Genomic DNA, 20,227 nt, shown 5'->3' with positions numbered 1-20,227 from the left:
AACGGGAAAAACAACATAAAAGGCGCATCTTTACTGTCTTTAATAAAGTCTTTGGCTTTATCGGTAAAAACATGAGGGAAATCTTCATCTACCCATTCAGCAGACTTACCACCAGCCATCCACCCAATACGAGAAATACCATTTACGATAGTGCGACTATGTTGCAAATCAGCCGTCTGTTTCAATAATTCTGGGCTTTCAGTGCCTACAGGGCGATTACCAATACGCTCTTTATAACTGATGGTAATTGGGTCATTAGGATCTAAATTGACGACTTTATGGTTTTCCAAATATACGGTAGGCACTCGGTCTCCTGTGGCTGGCATTAAAAAGCTATAGTCAAATCCAAGCTCCAGAGGACCAGGTTTAACATCTTTATTCCAATCAACAAAGCCGTCACCTAGGCCTAAATGCCATTTACCCACCACAGCTGTTTTATAACCCGCTTTTTTTAACATTTTTGGTAGCGTGGGTTTAGTGTGGTCAATAATTAAAGGGGCATCACCCGGCAAGATTGCCGCGTCATTTCTAAAGGCAAACTGCCCTGTTAATAACGAGTAGCGAGATGGGGTACAAGTTGCTGCAGAACTATGGGCATCAGTAAAACGAATACCTTCATTTGCTAAGGCGTCAACATTAGGCGTTTGAGTCGCGGTCATACCGTAACTACTTAAATCACCGTAACCTAAATCATCTACGTAGAAAATAACGATGTTAGGTTTGGCAGACGCATCAACCGATACTTCTGTTTTTATTACAGCAGTCTCTGTTTTAGGGCCACAACCAACCAACAAACTCGCTACCATTAACGCAGATGCAGACAATTTCATTCGGGACAAACTTACTTTCATAATTACACTCACAACTCGTCACACTCTCTAAATATTAAATGTACATTTTTGTGCACTAAACTGAATGCCAATTGAATATACTCAAATTTATAAAAAATCATTTCGAAATATAAAATCCCCAGAAAACACTGGCTAAGATAAACCGTTATCTCCTCTAAAAACATAAATAATGACCCGTATATACCGGTCATAAATTAATATGTTCGGAAAGTTAGAAGTTCCCCCTAATGCCTAAACGAAACTGACGTCCTGTTTTATATTCAGTAAGTGTACGGCTGGCATTTCCGTCTCCATCCATCACATTACCTTCGTCAAACAATATTGGGGTACCGTCACCTGCTACTCCCATCACTGTACGAGTACTTGTGTAGAAAGTTCGACGAGATTCATTGGTTAAATTAAGCGCTTGGAATGACACTGATATATTTTTATTAATTTCATAAGAGGCACTTAGATCTAATCGATTATTTGACTCTAACCATGATGCACCACTAGCCAATCCACGGTTCACCAGTTGAGTAGAATTATAACGATTAGCTAACCTCAACATTGCCCCATCTTTTTCCCAAAACACGGTCACATTCGAAGAATGTTTAGGTGTATAAGGTTGAGGTAACGGTTTGATAACTTGGCCCGTGGTAACAGAAACTTCTGCATCTGATTCAGAATCTGCATAAGTGTAATTGATGTTTGTTCCTAGCCCAGAAAAAGCGCCCGGTAAAAAGTCGAAGTTTTGTGTATAGCTAAATTCCAAACCTTGGGTTAAAGCACCTTTACCATTTCGTACCACATCCATATTCAGTGAATGACAGCCCAATGTCAGTGGCTCACGGAGCTGTTTATGCATCATTCGATCAGGCATACAATCCGAATTGAAAGGGGTTTCTTGCCACTCAGGTAGGCCCGTCAATTCATTCACTACTGGGTTACCAGCCGAATCTACCAACTGGTTTGGTACAAACAACACATCATTTAAGTTCTCCACACCAGCCATGTCATAGTTTTCACGCTGATCAGTCCATAAGTAGATTTCATTAACTCTTTCTTCAAAGTTCGTCATATCTTTACGGAACAAGGCCACAGACAACAAGCTACTTGGATTAAAGTACCATTCTAGGGAGATATCTTGGTTATTGGACTCTAATGGCACTAGAGCAACATTATTAATTGTACCTGAACCTCTTAATTCCCAAGCACTTTCACGAATTGCTCCACCTGGCGTGGTTGAATCAAACCTAGGGCGGGCCATAGTTTTAGTAGCGGAGAACCGACCTATTAACTCATCGCTAAACAAATAATTTAGATTTAAACTGGGTAACCACACGTCGTTAGTCGCTTCGTCTGCGACTAAGAATGGTCGTACGTTGGCGATAGTGCCCAACTGCTCACCTGCATTGACCAAATTGCCAAAGGCATCATTAATAGTGATGTGACTAGTTGAACGGTCAGCTAATGCTTTAATTTCTTGAGTGTTGGAAAAACGACCATTGTTACCATTAGGGTTACCCTCGTTTCTCACTACAACTGGCGCGCCGTTTTCCCAAACGACTTGTAGAATATAATCATCATTACTAGGATCTAACTCGTCCGCAGGGATATTTTCGCCTGGTTCAGCTAATTGTGTATTTGCCTGTCTACGATGGAAAGCATGAGTCAATTGATATAAAGAACAAGTTCCAAGCTGTTGTAAATTAGATGGGTAGCTGTTTCTATCTAGGCCACCTGCAGGATTTTCAAGCCACACTGGAGCATCACACTGAGGTTGGCTAGTATCAGCGTATTGTAACAATTGCATCGGGTCATACGTATTACCCCCTCCTTGAAACTGTAATTTACTATAGGCTTCTGAGTAAGTAGTCGTTTCTACGTAACGTAAGCCTAAATTGCCGGTTAATCGACCATCCATATATTCAAAATTAACCTTAGCGTAAACCGCTTTTACGTCTTGATCTATCAAACGGGAGCCTGAATTATCAATTTTAAGTTTTACGTCTTTACCACCTTCACCATTAGATGGAGTGACAATTTCTAAGGCTTTAAACGGGTCTACCACATCCCAGCCCGACATGTAGGCTTGCTCACGACCATCTAAAATTCCGGCCATAAAATTATCTGCAGGAAACGCATCATCTGCAATAACATCAGCCAACCGAATAGTTGTAATACCGTTAAGAGATACTTCTTCTCCTTCGGAGTTAAACACTGTTGCTCCGTTAATAAAGGTATCTCTTTGGGTCACAACATCTTTTACACGATTGGTAGATTTGACACCAAATTCAACTTTTGTTATCCCGGCAAAATCAACTGTCCAATCAAAGTCTAAAAAGAAAGACTTATTAGTGTCTGAGTTCGAATTATCATATTTGGTTAAATTAGCTGCACCAAATAAATTCGGATCCAATATATTCGTTAAACTGGGAGCAAAATTAAGTGTCACATCCTCTGTTGAGTTAACCTGTGTAAGTCCCTGAGCTACATCAATACTACAGCGACTGCCAGTACAATCGTAACCCGCGGGTTCAAGTGTTATTACATCAGGATCATCTGAGGTCAAAGGGATGTCATACATACTGGTGGCACTCACACCATTTGGTGTCATGAATAACCCTATATTGTCTTTGCTATCAGATTGAGTACGAGAATAACCAGCCAAAAAAGTCATTTTTAAATCTTCAGTTATCCAATGTTCCAAGTTAAATGTGGCCACATTAGTTTTTTGATCATAACCGCCCACGTTGCGATATGAACGCCCTTTGGCATGACGAGAGTAACGTTTAACTAACGAGCTTGATTCGCGATCAACCGTCCACCAATCATGTTGGGGATCGTCTTCGTTGTTAGGATCCAACAAGCCAAATTGCATATTGAAATTTTGGTTGTCATCCAAAATGTCTTGTTGAGAATGACTTAAATCTAATTGAATATCAGTGTTATCTGTAGGTGCATATTGAAGACCAGCTGTAATCGATTTTCTATTACGCTCATTCATATTGATTATTTGGCTGGCTTGAGACATTGTGAGCGCATATAACTCACCATCGTTAAGAATTTCGGTATCACTATCAAAGTCAGCTGGTTGACCTTCAACCCCGGCTATACGAAGAACTTTTCCTGTCTCGGCATCTCGTGCTCGACCATCAGGAATATTGATAGATGCTTCATGCCAACTAGCTCGATACTCATCTCTGCGGGTATGTTGCGTTTCATCAGAAGCTGTCACAATCACCCCAAATGTATCATCGAAAAACTTATCAGATAAACTAAACGACAACTTACGGTCTACGTCATCTGAAAACTGGTTATATCGGCCTTGAATTTCTACGTTACGTCTTGGTTTTTTAATATTTAGTGGTTTAACTGTTTTAAGTACTACGTTTGCACCCAAAGACCCTTCATCCTGATCAGCCGAAGAGGTTTTTTGCACGACTATAGATGACAATATATCTGAAGAAAATGAGCTCAAATCAACACTTTGGTCAGCTACAGGCGAATCACTTCCACCACTTAAACCACTGGTTAAGGCGACACCGTTCATAGAAATTTGGTTTAATGAAGCACCGGCACCACGTACCGCGATACGCGTGCCTTCACCGTCTGATTCTTGAACTGTTACCCCTGTCACCCTAGATAACGCGTCGGCAATATTTTGATCGGTCGATTTACCCACATCTTCAGCATGAATGGAATCAGTCACACCATCAGCAAAACGTTTATTATTAATGCCTCTTTGTAAGCTACCTCTAAATCCTTTTACAGTAATCACTTCAACATCTTGCTCTTGTTGAGCTTGCTGCTTTCCAGACGATGCTTCTTGTGCATGGGCTGTGTTACTTAAGAAGGCCGCTACTAAGGCCGCTGAAATGGTGTTCAGTTTAAAGTTTGTGTTCATGTCGTTTACCATCACCTGTTGTCATACAGAAATAATGAGTCGATAACTGAGTATTACACATCTATGAATCAACTCTTGCAAATAGGGAATACGTTCTCCCTCTGTGTTTTCCAAAGAATACATAACAATCAACAGATTTGCTAATTAATTGTAAATAAAATTTATCTACAATCGCTAAACGACACTCATAGAATCACATAAAATCCATATAAAACGTGGACATGCCGTATAAAAATAAGTTTCAACTGAAACTTCAAAAACATAAACCAATTAACATTAATCAGGAAAACGTTACCATTTTAATTGCATATACTTTGTTTCTACAATATTATTTGGTTATACAACACGAATAGAGTTTAAAAGAACATGCAAATGAATGTATTCAACATTTTAACCCTATCAATTAGTCTCATTTGCATGAGCTCATCCGCTCAATCATCTGAAGTAAAGTCGATTCAAAAATCGGAACGTCCAAATATTGTATTTTTATTGGCTGATGACCTTGGATACGGAGAGTTAGGTTCTTACGGTCAGAAAACAATTAAAACACCAAGGTTAGATGCATTAGCTAAACAAGGACTTCGCTTTACTGACTTTTATGCAGGCAATGCGGTTTGCGCGCCATCACGAGCGGTATTAATGACAGGCAAACATGCAGGCCACGCAACCATTCGCGGCAACAAAGGCGTTCATGGCGGTACAGATAAAAGCAAGAGTCGTTGGGGCCGAGTATCTCTAGGTTTAGATGAATTAACCCTTGGTGATATGATGCAAGGAGCAGGTTATCAAACTGCTTTTGTCGGTAAATGGCATTTAGAAGACCCTAATAATTTAGACACTTGGGCTTATGCCAGAGGTTTTGATTACGCAGTTCAAGAGCAGTGGAAACGGGCTGATAGCAAAATTGATTTCGACAAAACCACTCATTGGATAAACGGCATCAATGAAAAAAAACTGTACGATTATACCAAATGGGACAACATCGATGAGTTTCGCACAAGTTTTGCGATAGAGTTTTTAGATACTAAAAGAGTGGAAGATAAACCATTTTTCTTATTTATGTCTTATCGCACCCCTCACGGTCACGAAGAAATGTTACGGAATAAAACAATGTTCTCGGACAAAGACTGGAAAGAGGCCGAAAAACATCACGCTCGAAAAATTACTTTGTGGGATCGTCAAGTGGGTCGTTTAGTTGACCATTTAGAGTCTATTGGTGAGTTAGACAACACCTTAATAATATTCACTAGTGACAATGGTGGACATCATTCTATGGGTCATGATCATCAGTTCTTCAGTAGTAACGGTGTATTAAAAGGTTTTAAACGAGACTTATATGAAGGTGGAATTCGAGTTCCTCATTTTGCAGTTTGGGCAAATAAAATCAAAGGCAACTCAGTGTCGTCTCATATCTCTGGGTTCCAAGACTTCATGCCCACTCTTGCGGACGTAGCAGGCGTTGACAAGCCAGCTATTACCGATGGTTTATCATTATTACCCACCTATTTAGACAAAGGCACCCAACAAAAACATACATATCTCTATTGGGAAGAACAGCGTAATGCAAATCCAGACAAAGGATTACTTAGAGCAATCCGTGAAGGTGATTGGAAAGCAGTACAAGTTGGCTTAACTGCAAAAATGGAAATATATAATTTGAAAAATGACATAGGTGAAACTAAAAATTTAGCCGAACAATACCCAGAAAAAGTAGCCAGATATAAGCGGTTATTTAAACAATCATCGACCTATAACCCTTATTTCCCTTATGCTAATCAAAGTAAGTAAATTGCAATGAAAATGATAAAGACTAGACAACGCACACTACATATTGTGAAAGGATAGCAAAATGAACTGGTTCAAAATTCTCGCCCTAGGGCTTGTTACATTAACGATTGTGGGTTGTAATTCAGCATCAACAGAAGACACCTCTAAACAATCCGCTAAAACATCTAAAAGCCAACATAAAACCAATACAGATCCAACCAAACCGAATATCATTTGGTTAGTGTTAGAAGATATTTCATTAGATCTAGCTGTGTATGGCACGCCAGTTGTGAAAACACCCAATTTAGACAAGCTGGCAAACGAAGGTATGCGCTTCAATAAAGCCTACGCCACCGCAGCTGTGTGCTCTACAGCGCGCTCAGCGTTTTTTACTGGTATGCACGCCACTAGTATAGGCGCTCATCATCATAGAAGTCATTTAGACGATGGTTTTGAATTACCTAAACATGTGAAGATGTTATCTGAATACACTCGTGAAGCCGGTTACGTGAATTTGTTAATGGGCCCAAAACAAAAAACAGATTTTAACTTTAACCATAAAGCAAAAGCATTTGACGCCCAAGACGGCGAAATCAAATATTCAGGAGGTGCTTATACACATGCTCCTGTAGACATGAAAATCTTAGAACGTCCAGCTTGGCAAACATACTTAAAAGAACATGCGGGGAAGCCATTTTTTGCTCAGTTAAATTACAGCGAAACCCATAGAACTTTTGTGGCAGATCATAAAAACCCAATTAACCCAGCAGATGTAACATTACCTAGTTATTATCCAGATCACGAAATTACCCGTCGCGACTGGGCGTTGTATTTAGAAACCGTACAAACGGTAGACCAAAAAGTGGGCAATTTTTTTACTGAGTTAGAACAAGCTGGGGCATTAGACAACACAATTGTATTCATTTTTGGCGACCACGGCCGAGCCATGTTGCGTGACAAACAATGGTTATACGATGGCGGCATTGAAGTCCCTTTAATTGTTTGGGGTAAAGGTATTCAAAAAGGTGTAGTCAGTGATGAATTGGTAAGCTTGATTGATATCATGCCAACGAGCATGGAACTAGCAGGCATTGAAGTACCAGAATACATTGAAGGACACGTATTTTTGGGCGACAACAAACAGTCGCGAGATTACATTTACGCCCACAAAGATAGATGTGACGAAACCGACGATAGAGTGCGCGCGGTTCGTGACCAACGGTTTAAATACATCAAAAATTTCTGGCCTGAAAAACCTTACACCGACTTTAACACCTACAAAAAATTACAATATCCAGTAATGACCTTGATGCAAAAGTTAAACGAAGAAGGAAAATTAAACGCAGCCCAAGCACCGTTTTTTGCAGACTCTAGACCACCTGAAGAATTATACGACACCGCGAATGATCCTGATGAAGTACACAACTTAGCCAATGACCCTAAATACACAGACAAGTTATTAGAAATGCGGGCAGAGTTAGTCAGATGGCAAGCTGAAACGGGCGACCAAGGCATGATAGACGAATCACCAGCGGCCAAAAAAGAGTGGGATGACTTTTTCGTAAACCATTACAAAACTCAAATGGAAAACCGCGGCTTAACGACAGACGTAGATCACGATACTTATTTGGTGTTTTGGGATAAATTTATGAAAGATTTGGGGAAATAGTCAAAATGATTAGATTAGCCATATTACCACTGATGTGGCTAATGCTTTTATCTAGCTGCACTTCTTCTATTCAAAAAAATTCAGAAGAAGTACATATCATCCTAATGGCAGGCCAATCAAATATGGCTGGCGCTGGAAATTTTGATGCTATAGATGAAATAAGCAAAAAACGGTTAGCGCAGTTAAGCAAACAAATCACTATTGTAAGCAAAAACCAAAACATACAAAAAGCCAACAAACCGTTTTATGTTGAGTCAGCATATCATTTAAAAAAATACGGTTTTGAGCGAACTTTTGGCCCCGAATTACCCATGTTATTGGCCCTAAACGAACAAGATCCCAAGCAAAAGTACATAGTTATTAAAACTGCTTATGGCGGTACGTCTTTACATGGAGCTTGGAATGCAAACTGGACGTTAGAAAAAGCCCAAGTCGCTGAAAAAGGAAAATACAAACAAAGTCTTAAGTTATTTTCTGAACACATTACTCAAATACAAAACACGCTAGGTTATTTAGAGCAACAAGGCACATCTTACAAAGTTTTAGGTTTAGGCTGGTTACAAGGTGAAGCAGATACAGGCTCTGCGCTAAAAGCAGATAGTTACCACCAGAATCTAACTAATTTAATCGCCGCATATCGCACCGAGCTTGAACAACCAAAATTGAAGGTTGTGATAGCGCAAATCAATATGGCTGCTAAAAAGTATTTACCGGGCACGGGTAAAGTAAGAGCAGCTCAGTCAAGCGTGGCTTTGGCAGATCCTCTTGTGAACTTAATCCCCACCTCACTTAATCCATCATGGCAAGACTACCCCAAACACTTTGACAATGTACATTACAACACCATTGGTCAAACACGATTTGGAAAAGCCTTCGCTAAGGCATTTTTGTCTTATTAGCACTTAATAAATCTGGATGTGAATCATGTTTTACCACCACCTAAAAACTCTTTCTCTTGTTAGCTTAATGACGTTACAAACGTTTAATGTCATTGCCGATAACAAAACTGCAATTACCAGCATAGATACCAATTACACCATAAGTAAAATCAGAACCACCAGCATTAAAAATCAATCTGTAATGATTGGATCAAGCTATAAAGGCACAATCGTCGCCTACTCCTTTCGCGGCAAGTTGTTATGGGAGAATGTTTTATCTGGTTATATGAATCATGACCTATGGACCGCCGATCTAGATCAAGATGGCCAAGACGAAATTTTAACGGCAAACGCTGACGGACACATTTACTGCTTGTCTAATACAGGGCAACTACTTTGGTCTTTCAAGGCTAATGATGCCCCTATGTATTCAGTGTCGGTACTCCAACATAAACAACAAACTTATGTGGTAGCAGGCAGTTACGATAAACATCTTTATTATTTAGATGCACAAGGCAATAAAGTTAAGAGTATTCACGCATCTAACTATGTCACCACTAAACCGTGGGGAATTAAAAACAAAAGCAAACAACCTAAGGGCACCCGCAATCCACAAAAAGAGCAAGAAATAGCTAACTTTATTCGGCCCTTAAAAGATAAAAACAACCAAGCTATTTTAGCTGTACATGGCACCATGAACTCCATGCAATCAGCTGGTTCTTTGTACCTGTTTAAACCTTTGGCTGACAAGCCGTTTAAAACAGTCAAATTAACAGCCACTAGAAGTCCAGTAGGTGATTTACGTATTGCTGATTTTAATAATGATGGTTTTGAAGACATCATTATGGGCAGCACTAAAATGAAGGGCCAAAGCATAGCCATATATGACTCAATCAAAAATAAACAAATTGGCTTGCCGCTACCTAAGATGAACCAAGCGTTTGGTGAGTTTGGTTATCGTGTCGCTCAATCAGAAATAATCCAGCAAAACCAACAACCCCATTTACTAACCTTGTATGGCAATATATTGAGTCTTTTACCCATCACTAAAAAACTAAACAAAAACAAAAACAAAATTGAAGTTCATAAAGGCAAATATTCCTACAACGATATGTGGAAAGATTCAAAAACAGGACACATCATTTTAGCCAGTGCCCAATCTGGTGGTAGTAATTTTCATATTATCGATACCAATAATCCAACTTGGATACATGACTTTGTTCATTTAACTCCATCCGGCAAGTTGGCTAGAATGCAGGCTAATATGAAGATCCTGCAAACTCAAATCAGCAACTTCAACAATGACTTACCACTTACTTCAAACAACGCTGTTTATTTAATGTCAGATTATAAAAAAACCTCTAAAGAGGTGATTAGCCGGATAAATAAAGAATACAGGTCTCCTATATTTTTAGGATATGGAAACTTACGTTCCGAGAATTGGGATCGTGCTTCTATTAAAAATGAGGTGTATAAAAATAAACGAGATAAAAGACAAAAGTACGATCAAACTCAATCGCAAATTTTAAAACAAGCTGAAAATTTGTATCAAGGTGTTCCTGGCGGAGCTTACTGGGGTGGCCATGGCAATGATCCATTTTTTAGAAGCTTTGATACCCATAAAAAAACCTTACAAATAGCTGGCACTAAAAAGACTGTCATGATCTTTCCTGAGTTGGCCAAATACGATAAAGATTTTGAATATGTATTATCAGATTTTGTTTTTCCTCTGGCCGAAGAATTCAAAAAAACTGATGCAAAAATGTTTTTACGGAATAAACATACCTTCTGGCAATCAATGATTTATAAGCGAGGATGGGCAGATCTAGTGTCTGGTAAATACGCCGATGTATTTGTGCCGGCAATGGAAGAAACCACCGACAAATCGATGGACTTAAGCATTGCCGCACGTACCGGTTTATGGGCTAGTGGCGCAGTGAATCAATGGGGTACAAGGTTCTCGCGAGACAACACGAGTTTTGACCGATTGCGACAGCATTCTCATCAAATGGTGCCTAACTTGGCACTAAGGCAATTTGTTTATCATATTGCCAATGGCGCGACTTATGTGAATAACTTTGCTTATCAAAATGATTACTTAGAAGTGTTGTGGGATTTGATCGGAAAAGATGTACTTTACAGCCCTAAGCCTAATCAAATACTCAGTTATTCCCCTGTGCATTTGAGCATGTTAGAGCCTGATGGGCATTATGTTGACGAAGGGAACAATGTCAAATGGTTAACCCTGTTTAACCAAGAAGTCGAAGACAGTAACCCTATGGTATTCAGCCACTTAAATGGCTCTTGGCCGGGTGCCCCCGTTACACAATGGGACTACTCACGGTATGCATCAGGAGTGCAAGACAGGCACCTTAATTACTTACCGCCACAGCCTAACGGCATGGTGTTAATTACACCGCCTCAATCTGGTATCAATGCAGACAAAAGTGCTCCAAGAGGTCTACTGGTTGACAACTTACATCCACTATACAAAAACATCATGACTGAGTTTTACACGAATGGTCGTGATTATATTTCGGCTGATGGAAAACAAACCTACCCAGCAGATAGTTACTATCAAGAAGTCACTAAAACGATTCAAGATAAAAGCCAACTATTACCTATCACTGTGAAAGGCAATGCTGCATGGGTTGTCGCACAAATTGCACCTAAAACGCTACGCTTAACTTTAATTGATGGTGGCTACATTAATCCTCAATCAGCAAAGGTAGAAGTGCATTTTAATACGATCACACCGACTAAAGTCACTGACATATTAGATAATACTCAATACGAGATTAACCAACAGAAAATCAAAGTGGATATCCCCACGGGTCTATTTAGGTTTATCGATATACAGTTAACCAAAGCGTTGTAATTCGATGACCAAAAAATATTAATTAAGGGTAATCAAGCTATGCACAATCAGATTAATTGCAGACTTACCGTCATACTATTTTTAATTACAGTGCAAGCTTGCAGTAGTGCTAAAAATATTCCCATACAACCAGCTTTGCCCAACATAGTATTATTCTTAGTTGACGATATGGGGCCGATGGACACCTCTGTCCCTATGTTGGTAAACACTGAAGACAAAGCAGTGATCCATCAACTTAATCATTTTTACAACACCCCGAAAATGCAAAACATGGCTGACAAAGGTATACGTTTTTCTCAGTTTTACGCTCATTCGGTTTGCTCCCCTACTCGCGCCTCAATTTTCACTGGGCAAAATTCCGCACGACAAGGCACAACCCAGTGGATTAACCCAGTAGAAAACAATAAAGGACAATATGGTCCATCTAAATGGAACTGGTCTGGGCTAAAAAACGGAGATGCCGTTCTTGTGGATATGTTAAACAATCTTGGTTATCAAACTATCCATGTGGGGAAAGGTCACTTTGGGCCTATGGATCATGAAGGTGCTAATCCGCTAAAATTAGGTTTTAAGCAAAACATTGGCGGCGCCTATCAAGGGGCACCTGGCAGCTATTACGGGCAAGATGATTATGGGTTTAAAACCAGAAAACTATACGGCGTTCCTCACTTAGAAAAGTACCACGGTTCAGATACATATTTGACAGAGGCTTTAACACTCGAAGCAAATCGAGCTATATCCGAATCGACTGATAACAATCAGCCATTTTTCTTGTATATGTCCCACTATGGTGTGCATACACCTTTTCAAGATGATCCAAGATTTTTAGCTAATTACAAAGATAAGAAAACAGCATACGCACAAATATACGCATCTATGATTGAAGGCGTGGATAAATCTTTAGGAGATATTGAGCAACACCTTAAGCAATTGGGTATTGCTGAAAATACTTTGGTTATCTTTGTTGGCGATAATGGCAGTACAGCCCCACTATCAAACAAAACCAAACAGCGATTTGAGCCCTATACTCACTCTAGTTCAGCACCACTCAGAGGCATGAAAGGAACGAGTTATGAGGGCGGCATGCGAGTACCGTTTATGGCAGCTTGGTCCCAACTAAATAGTAGCAATTATTGGCAACAAATACTTACTATCAAGCCGGGGGCAATAAATACTCAAATAGGCACTATTTTAGATATTTTGCCAACCGTTCAACATTTAGTAACGGGTAACCTGCCAAAAGATCACATTCTTGATGGAGAAAATCTCAGTATTCAATTGAGTGGTAATCACAACAGTAAACGTTCAGAATCCTTTTTAAATCATTTTCCCCATGTGCACCGCAGCAGTTATTTTACCAGTTATATAGAAGGTGATTGGAAACTAGTTTATTACTATCCTCTAGAAGAATCAGTCAAACAAAAAGATCCATTACGTAAAAATGGGCTGGCGGAGTACCGCTTATTCAACTTAAAAAATGATCCTTACGAACAACACAATTTAGCGAGTTCCAACAAAGATCAACTGCGTACTATGCTAAGAAAAATGAATCAAGATTTGCAGCACAAAAACGCCCAATTTCCAGAATATAATTCTAAGTTACTAATACCTCAATTACCTTAGTTACATTTTCAATATTGACGCTGTAGGCAAAGACTTGTTTGATTAAACCATCTTGAACATTCGACATGGCTGTTAGATGAGAATGAAACAACGCCACATTATCGTCTACCCCATTTTTATGGCCCCAACGAACTGTATACATAGCCGCTCGGGAAGGTGAGCATTAACCTGTTGTAGTCATAGCATTGTTGAAGTGTACACTTTGCGCAGCTAACGCATCAATATTCGGGGTATTTACCGGCCCGCCCCTGTAAGAAAAACTATCAAAACGCATATCGTCAAACATTAAAATCAGTACATTTGGCTATTTATCTGACTTAGCGCCTACCTGCGAGGTCATCAAAAAACACATTACGACCAAACACCAAGTCCTTTTAACTAATGTGCATTTTCTCATTTAAATGGCCACCAAGCTGATGAACCTTGTTGTTTTTCCGACTTATCCCAAACCACTGGCATAAACACGGTCATTTCTGTTTCACCTCGGTTGCTCCAAGCATAATAGGGCACTAGCTGTGCCGAATGATTGAAAAACTCGGGCTTTGAAATTTTTCGATACAGTTGATTTTTAGGGCTGTTTTGGCGAATTAATAACTCTCCATCCAGGGTCACAACTGTGTCTTGACTACCTGAAAAGTCGTTAACCAATTTAGGTGTAAACTCGGCATCACCCGATACGTAAACATCTAAAATATCTGTGCCTTTTGGCAAATCAGGTGATTCAACCACATACACCACAGGGCCACGCTTTACCGCTACTTGATTTCTGACCGATTCGATGAGTGGGTTGCCTTCAACAAAATTCACCTCTAATGGCAAGCTAAGTGTTATCACGTCACCCGATTGCCATTGTCGATTCACAGCGACATAACTAGAAGGAGTTACCTGCTCTTGATAACTTCGACCATTAACAGAGATTTTTGCGCCATCTGCCCACTCTGGGATACGCAACATCAAATCAAACGCTTCTTTTTTAGCTTGTTGGATAGTGAATTCTATGTCTCCATCCCAAGGATATTGGGTGGTTTGGATTAACTTTAATGTTGATCCGTCTAACAATTGGGTAGATAAAGTATTACCACCATATAAGTTCACTGCAATACCATTTTCTGTCAGGCTATAGGCCCACCCAGATAACTTCGCCAATGTACGTACTAGATTAGGAGGGCAACAAAAACAATTCAGATAAGACTCACGTTTTAGGGTGGCCGTAGTGCCTTGTTGACCAAATCGACCAGTGGCGTGTTTATGGCTTCTGCGTAACGGGTTAGTGTAGAAATAATGTTTACCGTCGGCAGCGATACCCGACAAAGCACTGTTGTATAGCACGGTTTCCATTACGTCAGCATGTTTTGCATCACCGGTAATCCCCAACATCCGCCAATTAAACATTGCATTGGTAATATTGGCGCAAGTTTCGTTGTAAGAGGTAGAGTTAGGCAAAATATAGTCATCTAAAAATGCTTCATGCACCATGTCTTTTTTGCCTGAAACACCATGATGAGCTGCACCGATTGCTCCAGTTAAGAACATCTTCTTTTGGTTGGCACTCGACCAAATACGATTTAAGGCGTCGATTAACGCTTTTTCTCCAGTTTCAGCATATACATCAGCGGCTCCGGCATAATAGTACATAGCTAAAACAGCATGACCTACTGCATTTTTCTCTTTACGCAATGGAGTGCGCTCTTGCACCATATCGCCTGTCATATTTAAACGAGTGGTGTCGTCAAGTTTAGTATCGCCACCGCGCATATTGATAAACAATTCTGCTAACTGTAAATATTTTTTATTTTTTGTTTCTCGATACAATTCAACTAAACCAATTATTTGAGTTTGATTGAAACCAAAGCGAGATAAATGTTTAGGTCTAGAAATAAAAGTGTTGTAAATCAGATTGGCATTTTTTAAGGCGATATCCAAAAAATTATTTTGGCCTGTCACTCTATGGTGAATGATAGCTGCATACATAAGATGACCACTGTTGTACATCTCGTGATAACGGCGATTGGTATAAGGCTTTATGCCTTTAATAGTACTGTGGGTTTGCAAATATCCATCCGGTTGTTGTGCTTTAGCAATGACATCAATGATTTCGTCTATTTGAGTTAACAGGTTTGGATCTTGGTTAATCGCATATAAGTACATGGTTGACTCCATCCACTTATAAAAATCTCCGTCGTGAAAAGGAAAACCTTTAGCTTCACCTTCTTTTAGTTCGGCAGCAATCTTGAAGTTGTTATATCCATGGCCAATGTCGCCTTTTAGCAATTCCCCCATGTAAGGCACCATAGTATTTTCTAACATGTTGAATTTGTCTGCCCAAAAACCTTCGGTCCACTTAGCTTGCCCTATGCCAATACTTTTAAACTTAACATGAGGACTATGTTTGTTATCAGCTACTCCAGTTTCGATACTGGCATTAACCTGCAATGACAATACACATGCCACTACTGCAAAGCGTTTTTTTATTTCAAACATCCAAATCCCTCATGTTTAATAAGTATTTTAAGTAAGCACATTAGGTTAAAATTAATATTCCACGTCTATAAATCGTAACGAACCCGCTGGCACCACTAATGATGACTGGCTATTGTTCACTGCTATTATTTGCTTAGACAGAATATCTTTCACCCATTTAGGTTTAATGCCTTGGTACTGAATAGTGACTTGCCTATCTTGAGGGTCGGTGTACCCCTGATCTAACAAGATAATACGAGAGTGACTTTCATCTAGCTTAATCACACTCCACGCAGCCCCTTTGACTAAAATGGGTAATTGGTTGGCACCTTGTTTAAGGGTGTTTTGCATAAGTGTACTAAATTCAGCAGCCGGTATTTTTTTACCGTCTAATAAGCCATATTTACCGTCTCCAACAAAATAAGGCATCTTATTTTTGTCTAGCTGTTTATGGGTATCTACTGGGGCAATAGGTACCATGCCATGGGGTAATTCTGGAATGTAATTTAACCAGCGATAATCCACACCTAACGCTGCACTAGAATAATCATGGGCTGGTAAACTAGTGCCTGCCCAGTGCATTTGTGCCACAGACATTAGAGCGTCTTCATCATCGGTTTTATAGTGGTTTAGTTGATGATGATTATCGATAGAGTGAATTAAACCTTTATTAATATCTTGATTTAACATCCAAGAGCCAATGGATTGTATATTCTGTTTTTCAACAACAGGTAACACCCCTGATTTCATCAAGGCATACAAAATATTCAAACCAGGTTTTTCAGCATACTTGTTTTGGAAAATAATTCCCATACGCGCACCGTAAGCGGCCATCATCACACCTTGACGTAAATAAGGAGAAATCGACCGTTGACCGCCTGGTGTGTAAGGTCGCCAGCTTGTTGGATTATCGTCCACTAAACGCATGGCAAAATCATCCACATAACCACCAGCAAACATACCCACTCGGCCCGTTAAATTTAAGTCTTGTGTGCGTGAAGATGTGTCTTCAGAGGCTGGCACCAATATGTCGCTATACTTACCCGAGAAAAACAAATCTTTCCAAGGCTGCATATGGGATGTAGCAGCCCAAAATACATTTTTGTAACGAAAATATAGTTTGGCCTTACCTTGTTTACGCATGGCTGCTGCCAGCCTAGGTACGTATTCTTCAATAAAATGAATGACTCTAGGGTCTTTTGGATCATACATTTCTGCATATATGAATCCGTGGGCAGTATTAGGCGCTGCGGCTAGAATAGCTTCCAAGGTATCAATAGACATATAGAAGGGGTCGGTAACGTGCCCTGCCCACACGACAAACGGCTGGCCTTTCTTTTCGAAGTCTTTTGCCATACCTACTATCTCTTTTCGAGTGAGTTGATACTTACCTCTTTTATCTTTCTTAAGGGCGATTTCACCTATATTTTTAGCTAAAGTGGTTCGATCCCAGTTTTCTTTCCAATTGGTTTGGATGGCAGTTTTAAGTTGAGCACCATCCAATTTTTGCACTTGTTTATTGGGTGTTGCACTGGTGATCATAAACCAAGGTTTGTCTGACTTTGTTTGATAACTTGGCAATTCAAAGTCTAAAGCCTGTTGGTACAAATTATTGATATTGCTCTCTACATCAGCCAAGCGCCCCTGCAACTTATGTTTAGTTTGGTACCAATCACTCTTGTTTAAATCAAAACTATAAAGCGTATTACCGCCCCCAACTTGTCCAGCAGCAAACAATTGTTTCGTTTTGGGTTCAAGTGCAAAACCATTAAATATTAGCCCTGATAATTTTTTTCCTATCTTTTCAATTAACTTACCTTTGTTATCCACTATGTAAGTAATACCACCAAACTGAAACATGACTTGATTACGAATGGGTAATAAGGATTCTCCATAAACATGGGCGTACCGTTGTTTGTCTTTGCCACTGATATTAAAACTGGCTAGCTGCTCAAACTGTCCATTGTATGCAGCAAACGTACCCGAGGCCTTTTCAGCCGCTTTGCCACCTGCGAAAAAAAGTAAATCGTCTAGACCATCTTGATCTAGGTCGGCAATTTTTAAATCAGTGACCATGACGCTGTTTCTGAGGGAGTGCATTTTTCTATCATTCCAAGCAATCTTACTGATGATCTTTTTAGAAGCGGGGTCCATAAAACCCAAAAACTGCCATCTAAACTTATCGTGAGCATAAGTGTAAATAAGCAGACTAGCTTTATCTTTCTCGATAAAGTGACCAGCTTCAATTTTACGTACGGTGCCGTCAATAGTAGTGGTAGATAACAACTGCCCTGTGACACTTAATTCATATAAATTGAAATCATTACCACCGGCATAAATCCGGGTTCGACCTCCAACCTGGGCAACGGCAATTTCATTAAAACGAACCTTATGGTTAGGTGTAAACTGCCACATTTTTTGACCTTTAGCATTCCAAGCATAAATGCTACCATCACCACTGGCTGCCAATAAGTCATCATTATTATCACCGTTTAAATCTACCGCATTCAGTTCAAACAACACGGCTTTATTGTCTGTTTTGGTTTGCCAGATTAGTTTTCCATCAGTGGAATATTGTGCCACAGCGCCATCTAATTCTCCCGTATACAACACACCCTGCCCGCCTACATTAGCTGTAATCAAAGTGCGAACACCGTTTCCTTGAGTGGTAAAGGTTTTTGCCAGAACGCTGGTCGTGAGGCAGCAAAAAACGGCCGATAATAATAGCTTTTTCATAATTCATTCTTATTGATTAAACAATGGAGTAGCCGGATCTAATGGGTTAGATCCGGCTTATTAATGTGCTTTATTGCACGCCAGAATATTGCTCTAGTTGCATTTCTTTTTCCCAATTGGCTAACTTAGCAACCAAATCTTTCACAATTTTGGGATGTTGGGCGGATACATCCGTGATTTCAGAAATATCTTTGACAATGTTATATAATTGGGTTTTCCCACTACGATAGGCTGCCAACTTCCAGTCGCCTTCGCGCACGGTCGCATACAAATCTTCATAGGCACGATAACCAAATAAGGGTTTGTCACGTTTTAGGATAGAGTTTTGTTGAATAGTAGCCAGTAAAGAAGTGCCATCTAAGTTTTTATATTTGGCTAGCTTGCCACCGGCAATTTCAACCAAAGTAGGAAACAAATCGGTAGATTGCACAATGCTTTGGTTAGTGGCTCCCGCTTGAGTCACACCAGGCCAGCTAATAATTAATGGCACACGGGCACCACCTTCATATAATGTGTCTATTTTTTTGCCTCCGCGGAAGGGTTTATTTTCAAGAATGCCCCCTTGATCAGATAAGAAGATGATCACAGTATTCTTATCCATGCCTTTGTCTTCCAATGCTTTGCGCACTCGCCCTACCGATTCATCAATTCCACTCACTAAAGCGGCGTGATGAGCTTCTTTGCCTTTTAATCCTTTATCTTCAAAGTGTTTAACTAAGTCTTTTCGGCCTTCAAACGGGGTATGAATGGCGTAATACCACATAGACAACATAAAAGGTTTGGATTTATCGTAAGTCTGAATAAAGTCAACTGCATCATCGGTAAGTTTGTCAGTTAAATAGCGTTCTTTTACCTCTTTATATACATCTGAATGTTTAAAGTAAGGAGGATAATAAGAAGCTGGATGTCCCCAATTGGTTGCGCCGACTTGTTTATCAAAACCTTGATCAGTAGGGTGATAACCTTCATGACCTAAATGCCATTTACCCATAAACATATTGTAGTAACCCTGGTCTTTTAACGCCTCCGCATAGGTAACATAATCGGTATCTAACCAGTTTACACTAGGCACTTGCGCAGGGTCTTTCTCCCACAAATTATGGATTTGTTGAGTGCGGCCGTACTTATCAAAACCATATTGTTTTTTATGGGGAATATGTCTTGGCATGCCAATTCGTGCAGCATATTGACCGGTTACTAAACTCGCCCGACTTGGGCTACAGGTAGGCGTAGGAATATAGGCGCTTTCAAACTCTAAACCGTCGGTAGAAATTTGATCAATATTAGGCGTTTCGTATACTTTGTCTCTTTTGGTACGTGACGCCCAGCCCATATCATCAACAAAAAATAACACTATGTTAGGTTGGCTGGGTTTGTTGTTAAAAAGTGTACCAGCGTGAACAGAAGTTGCCGCCCACAGGGAAGCTGTTAAGCCCAATTTAACCAAGTTAGTCATTAAGTTTTTCATAAACTATT

The 20,227-nt window shown here is 39.9% G+C and carries 12 protein-coding genes; 5 read left to right on the top strand and 7 right to left on the bottom strand.

Annotated features, from left to right (window positions below; genetic code table 11):
- Together ACSHXM_RS09490 and ACSHXM_RS09485 are read right to left on the bottom strand one after the other, a co-directional pair.
- Positions 1-851 (bottom strand): sulfatase-like hydrolase/transferase (locus ACSHXM_RS09490; protein ID WP_435688521.1); only part of this gene is annotated, 851 nt, incomplete at its 3' end.
- A 211-nt stretch (positions 852-1,062) separates the two neighbouring features.
- Complete coding sequence (locus ACSHXM_RS09485; RefSeq protein WP_435688520.1) at positions 1,063-4,740, bottom strand: TonB-dependent receptor domain-containing protein; 3,678 nt, start codon at positions 4,738-4,740, stop codon at positions 1,063-1,065.
- A gap of 417 nt (positions 4,741-5,157) precedes the next feature.
- On the opposite strand from ACSHXM_RS09485, the gene ACSHXM_RS09480 reads away from it, so the two are divergent.
- The 5 genes from ACSHXM_RS09480 (at position 5,158) to ACSHXM_RS09460 (ending at position 13,555) form a co-directional block, all read left to right on the top strand.
- The gene (locus tag ACSHXM_RS09480) at positions 5,158-6,528 is read left to right on the top strand and encodes a sulfatase-like hydrolase/transferase (RefSeq protein ID WP_435688519.1); all 1,371 of its coding nucleotides are present in this window, start codon (positions 5,158-5,160) and stop codon (positions 6,526-6,528) included.
- A gap of 61 nt (positions 6,529-6,589) precedes the next feature.
- Entirely contained in the window at positions 6,590-8,176 is a 1,587-nt protein-coding gene (locus tag ACSHXM_RS09475) for a sulfatase family protein (RefSeq protein WP_435688518.1), read from the top strand.
- A 5-nt stretch (positions 8,177-8,181) separates the two neighbouring features.
- Positions 8,182-9,075, top strand: coding sequence for a sialate O-acetylesterase (locus ACSHXM_RS09470; protein ID WP_435688517.1), 894 nt, complete (start codon positions 8,182-8,184; stop codon positions 9,073-9,075).
- Positions 9,076-9,100: 25 nt separating this feature from the next.
- Positions 9,101-11,932 carry a hypothetical protein gene (locus ACSHXM_RS09465; RefSeq protein WP_435688516.1) on the top strand — a complete coding sequence of 944 codons (2,832 nt, stop codon included), beginning with the start codon at positions 9,101-9,103 and terminating at the stop codon, positions 11,930-11,932.
- A gap of 39 nt (positions 11,933-11,971) precedes the next feature.
- Positions 11,972-13,555, top strand: coding sequence for a sulfatase-like hydrolase/transferase (locus tag ACSHXM_RS09460; RefSeq protein ID WP_435688515.1), 1,584 nt, complete (start codon positions 11,972-11,974; stop codon positions 13,553-13,555).
- Here ACSHXM_RS09460 and ACSHXM_RS09455 read toward each other — a convergent pair.
- The 5 genes from ACSHXM_RS09455 to ACSHXM_RS09435 all read right to left on the bottom strand — a co-directional run bounded on the left by ACSHXM_RS09455 (position 13,527) and on the right by ACSHXM_RS09435 (position 20,219).
- Positions 13,527-13,697: a hypothetical protein gene (locus ACSHXM_RS09455; RefSeq protein WP_435688514.1), complete on the bottom strand. Its 171-nt coding sequence runs from the start codon at positions 13,695-13,697 to the stop codon at positions 13,527-13,529. The genes ACSHXM_RS09460 and ACSHXM_RS09455 overlap by 29 nt on opposite strands.
- Positions 13,698-13,718: 21 nt before the next feature.
- On the bottom strand, positions 13,719-13,841 hold the full coding sequence (locus ACSHXM_RS09450) for a hypothetical protein (RefSeq protein WP_435688513.1): 123 nt from the start codon (positions 13,839-13,841) through the stop codon (positions 13,719-13,721).
- A 107-nt stretch (positions 13,842-13,948) separates the two neighbouring features.
- Complete coding sequence (locus tag ACSHXM_RS09445; protein ID WP_435688512.1) at positions 13,949-16,036, bottom strand: glycoside hydrolase family 127 protein; 2,088 nt, start codon at positions 16,034-16,036, stop codon at positions 13,949-13,951.
- 51 nt (positions 16,037-16,087) lie between these two features.
- Positions 16,088-18,751: a hypothetical protein gene (locus ACSHXM_RS09440; protein WP_435688511.1), complete on the bottom strand. Its 2,664-nt coding sequence runs from the start codon at positions 18,749-18,751 to the stop codon at positions 16,088-16,090.
- A gap of 70 nt (positions 18,752-18,821) precedes the next feature.
- Positions 18,822-20,219, bottom strand: coding sequence for a sulfatase (locus tag ACSHXM_RS09435; protein ID WP_435688510.1), 1,398 nt, complete (start codon positions 20,217-20,219; stop codon positions 18,822-18,824).
- Positions 20,220-20,227: the final 8 nt, after the last annotated feature.

The sequence above is a fragment of the Paraglaciecola sp. genome, assembly GCF_051252315.1.
In the GTDB taxonomy this organism is placed as follows: domain Bacteria; phylum Pseudomonadota; class Gammaproteobacteria; order Enterobacterales; family Alteromonadaceae; genus Paraglaciecola.
This window is presented reverse-complemented; position numbering and strand designations above follow the sequence as displayed.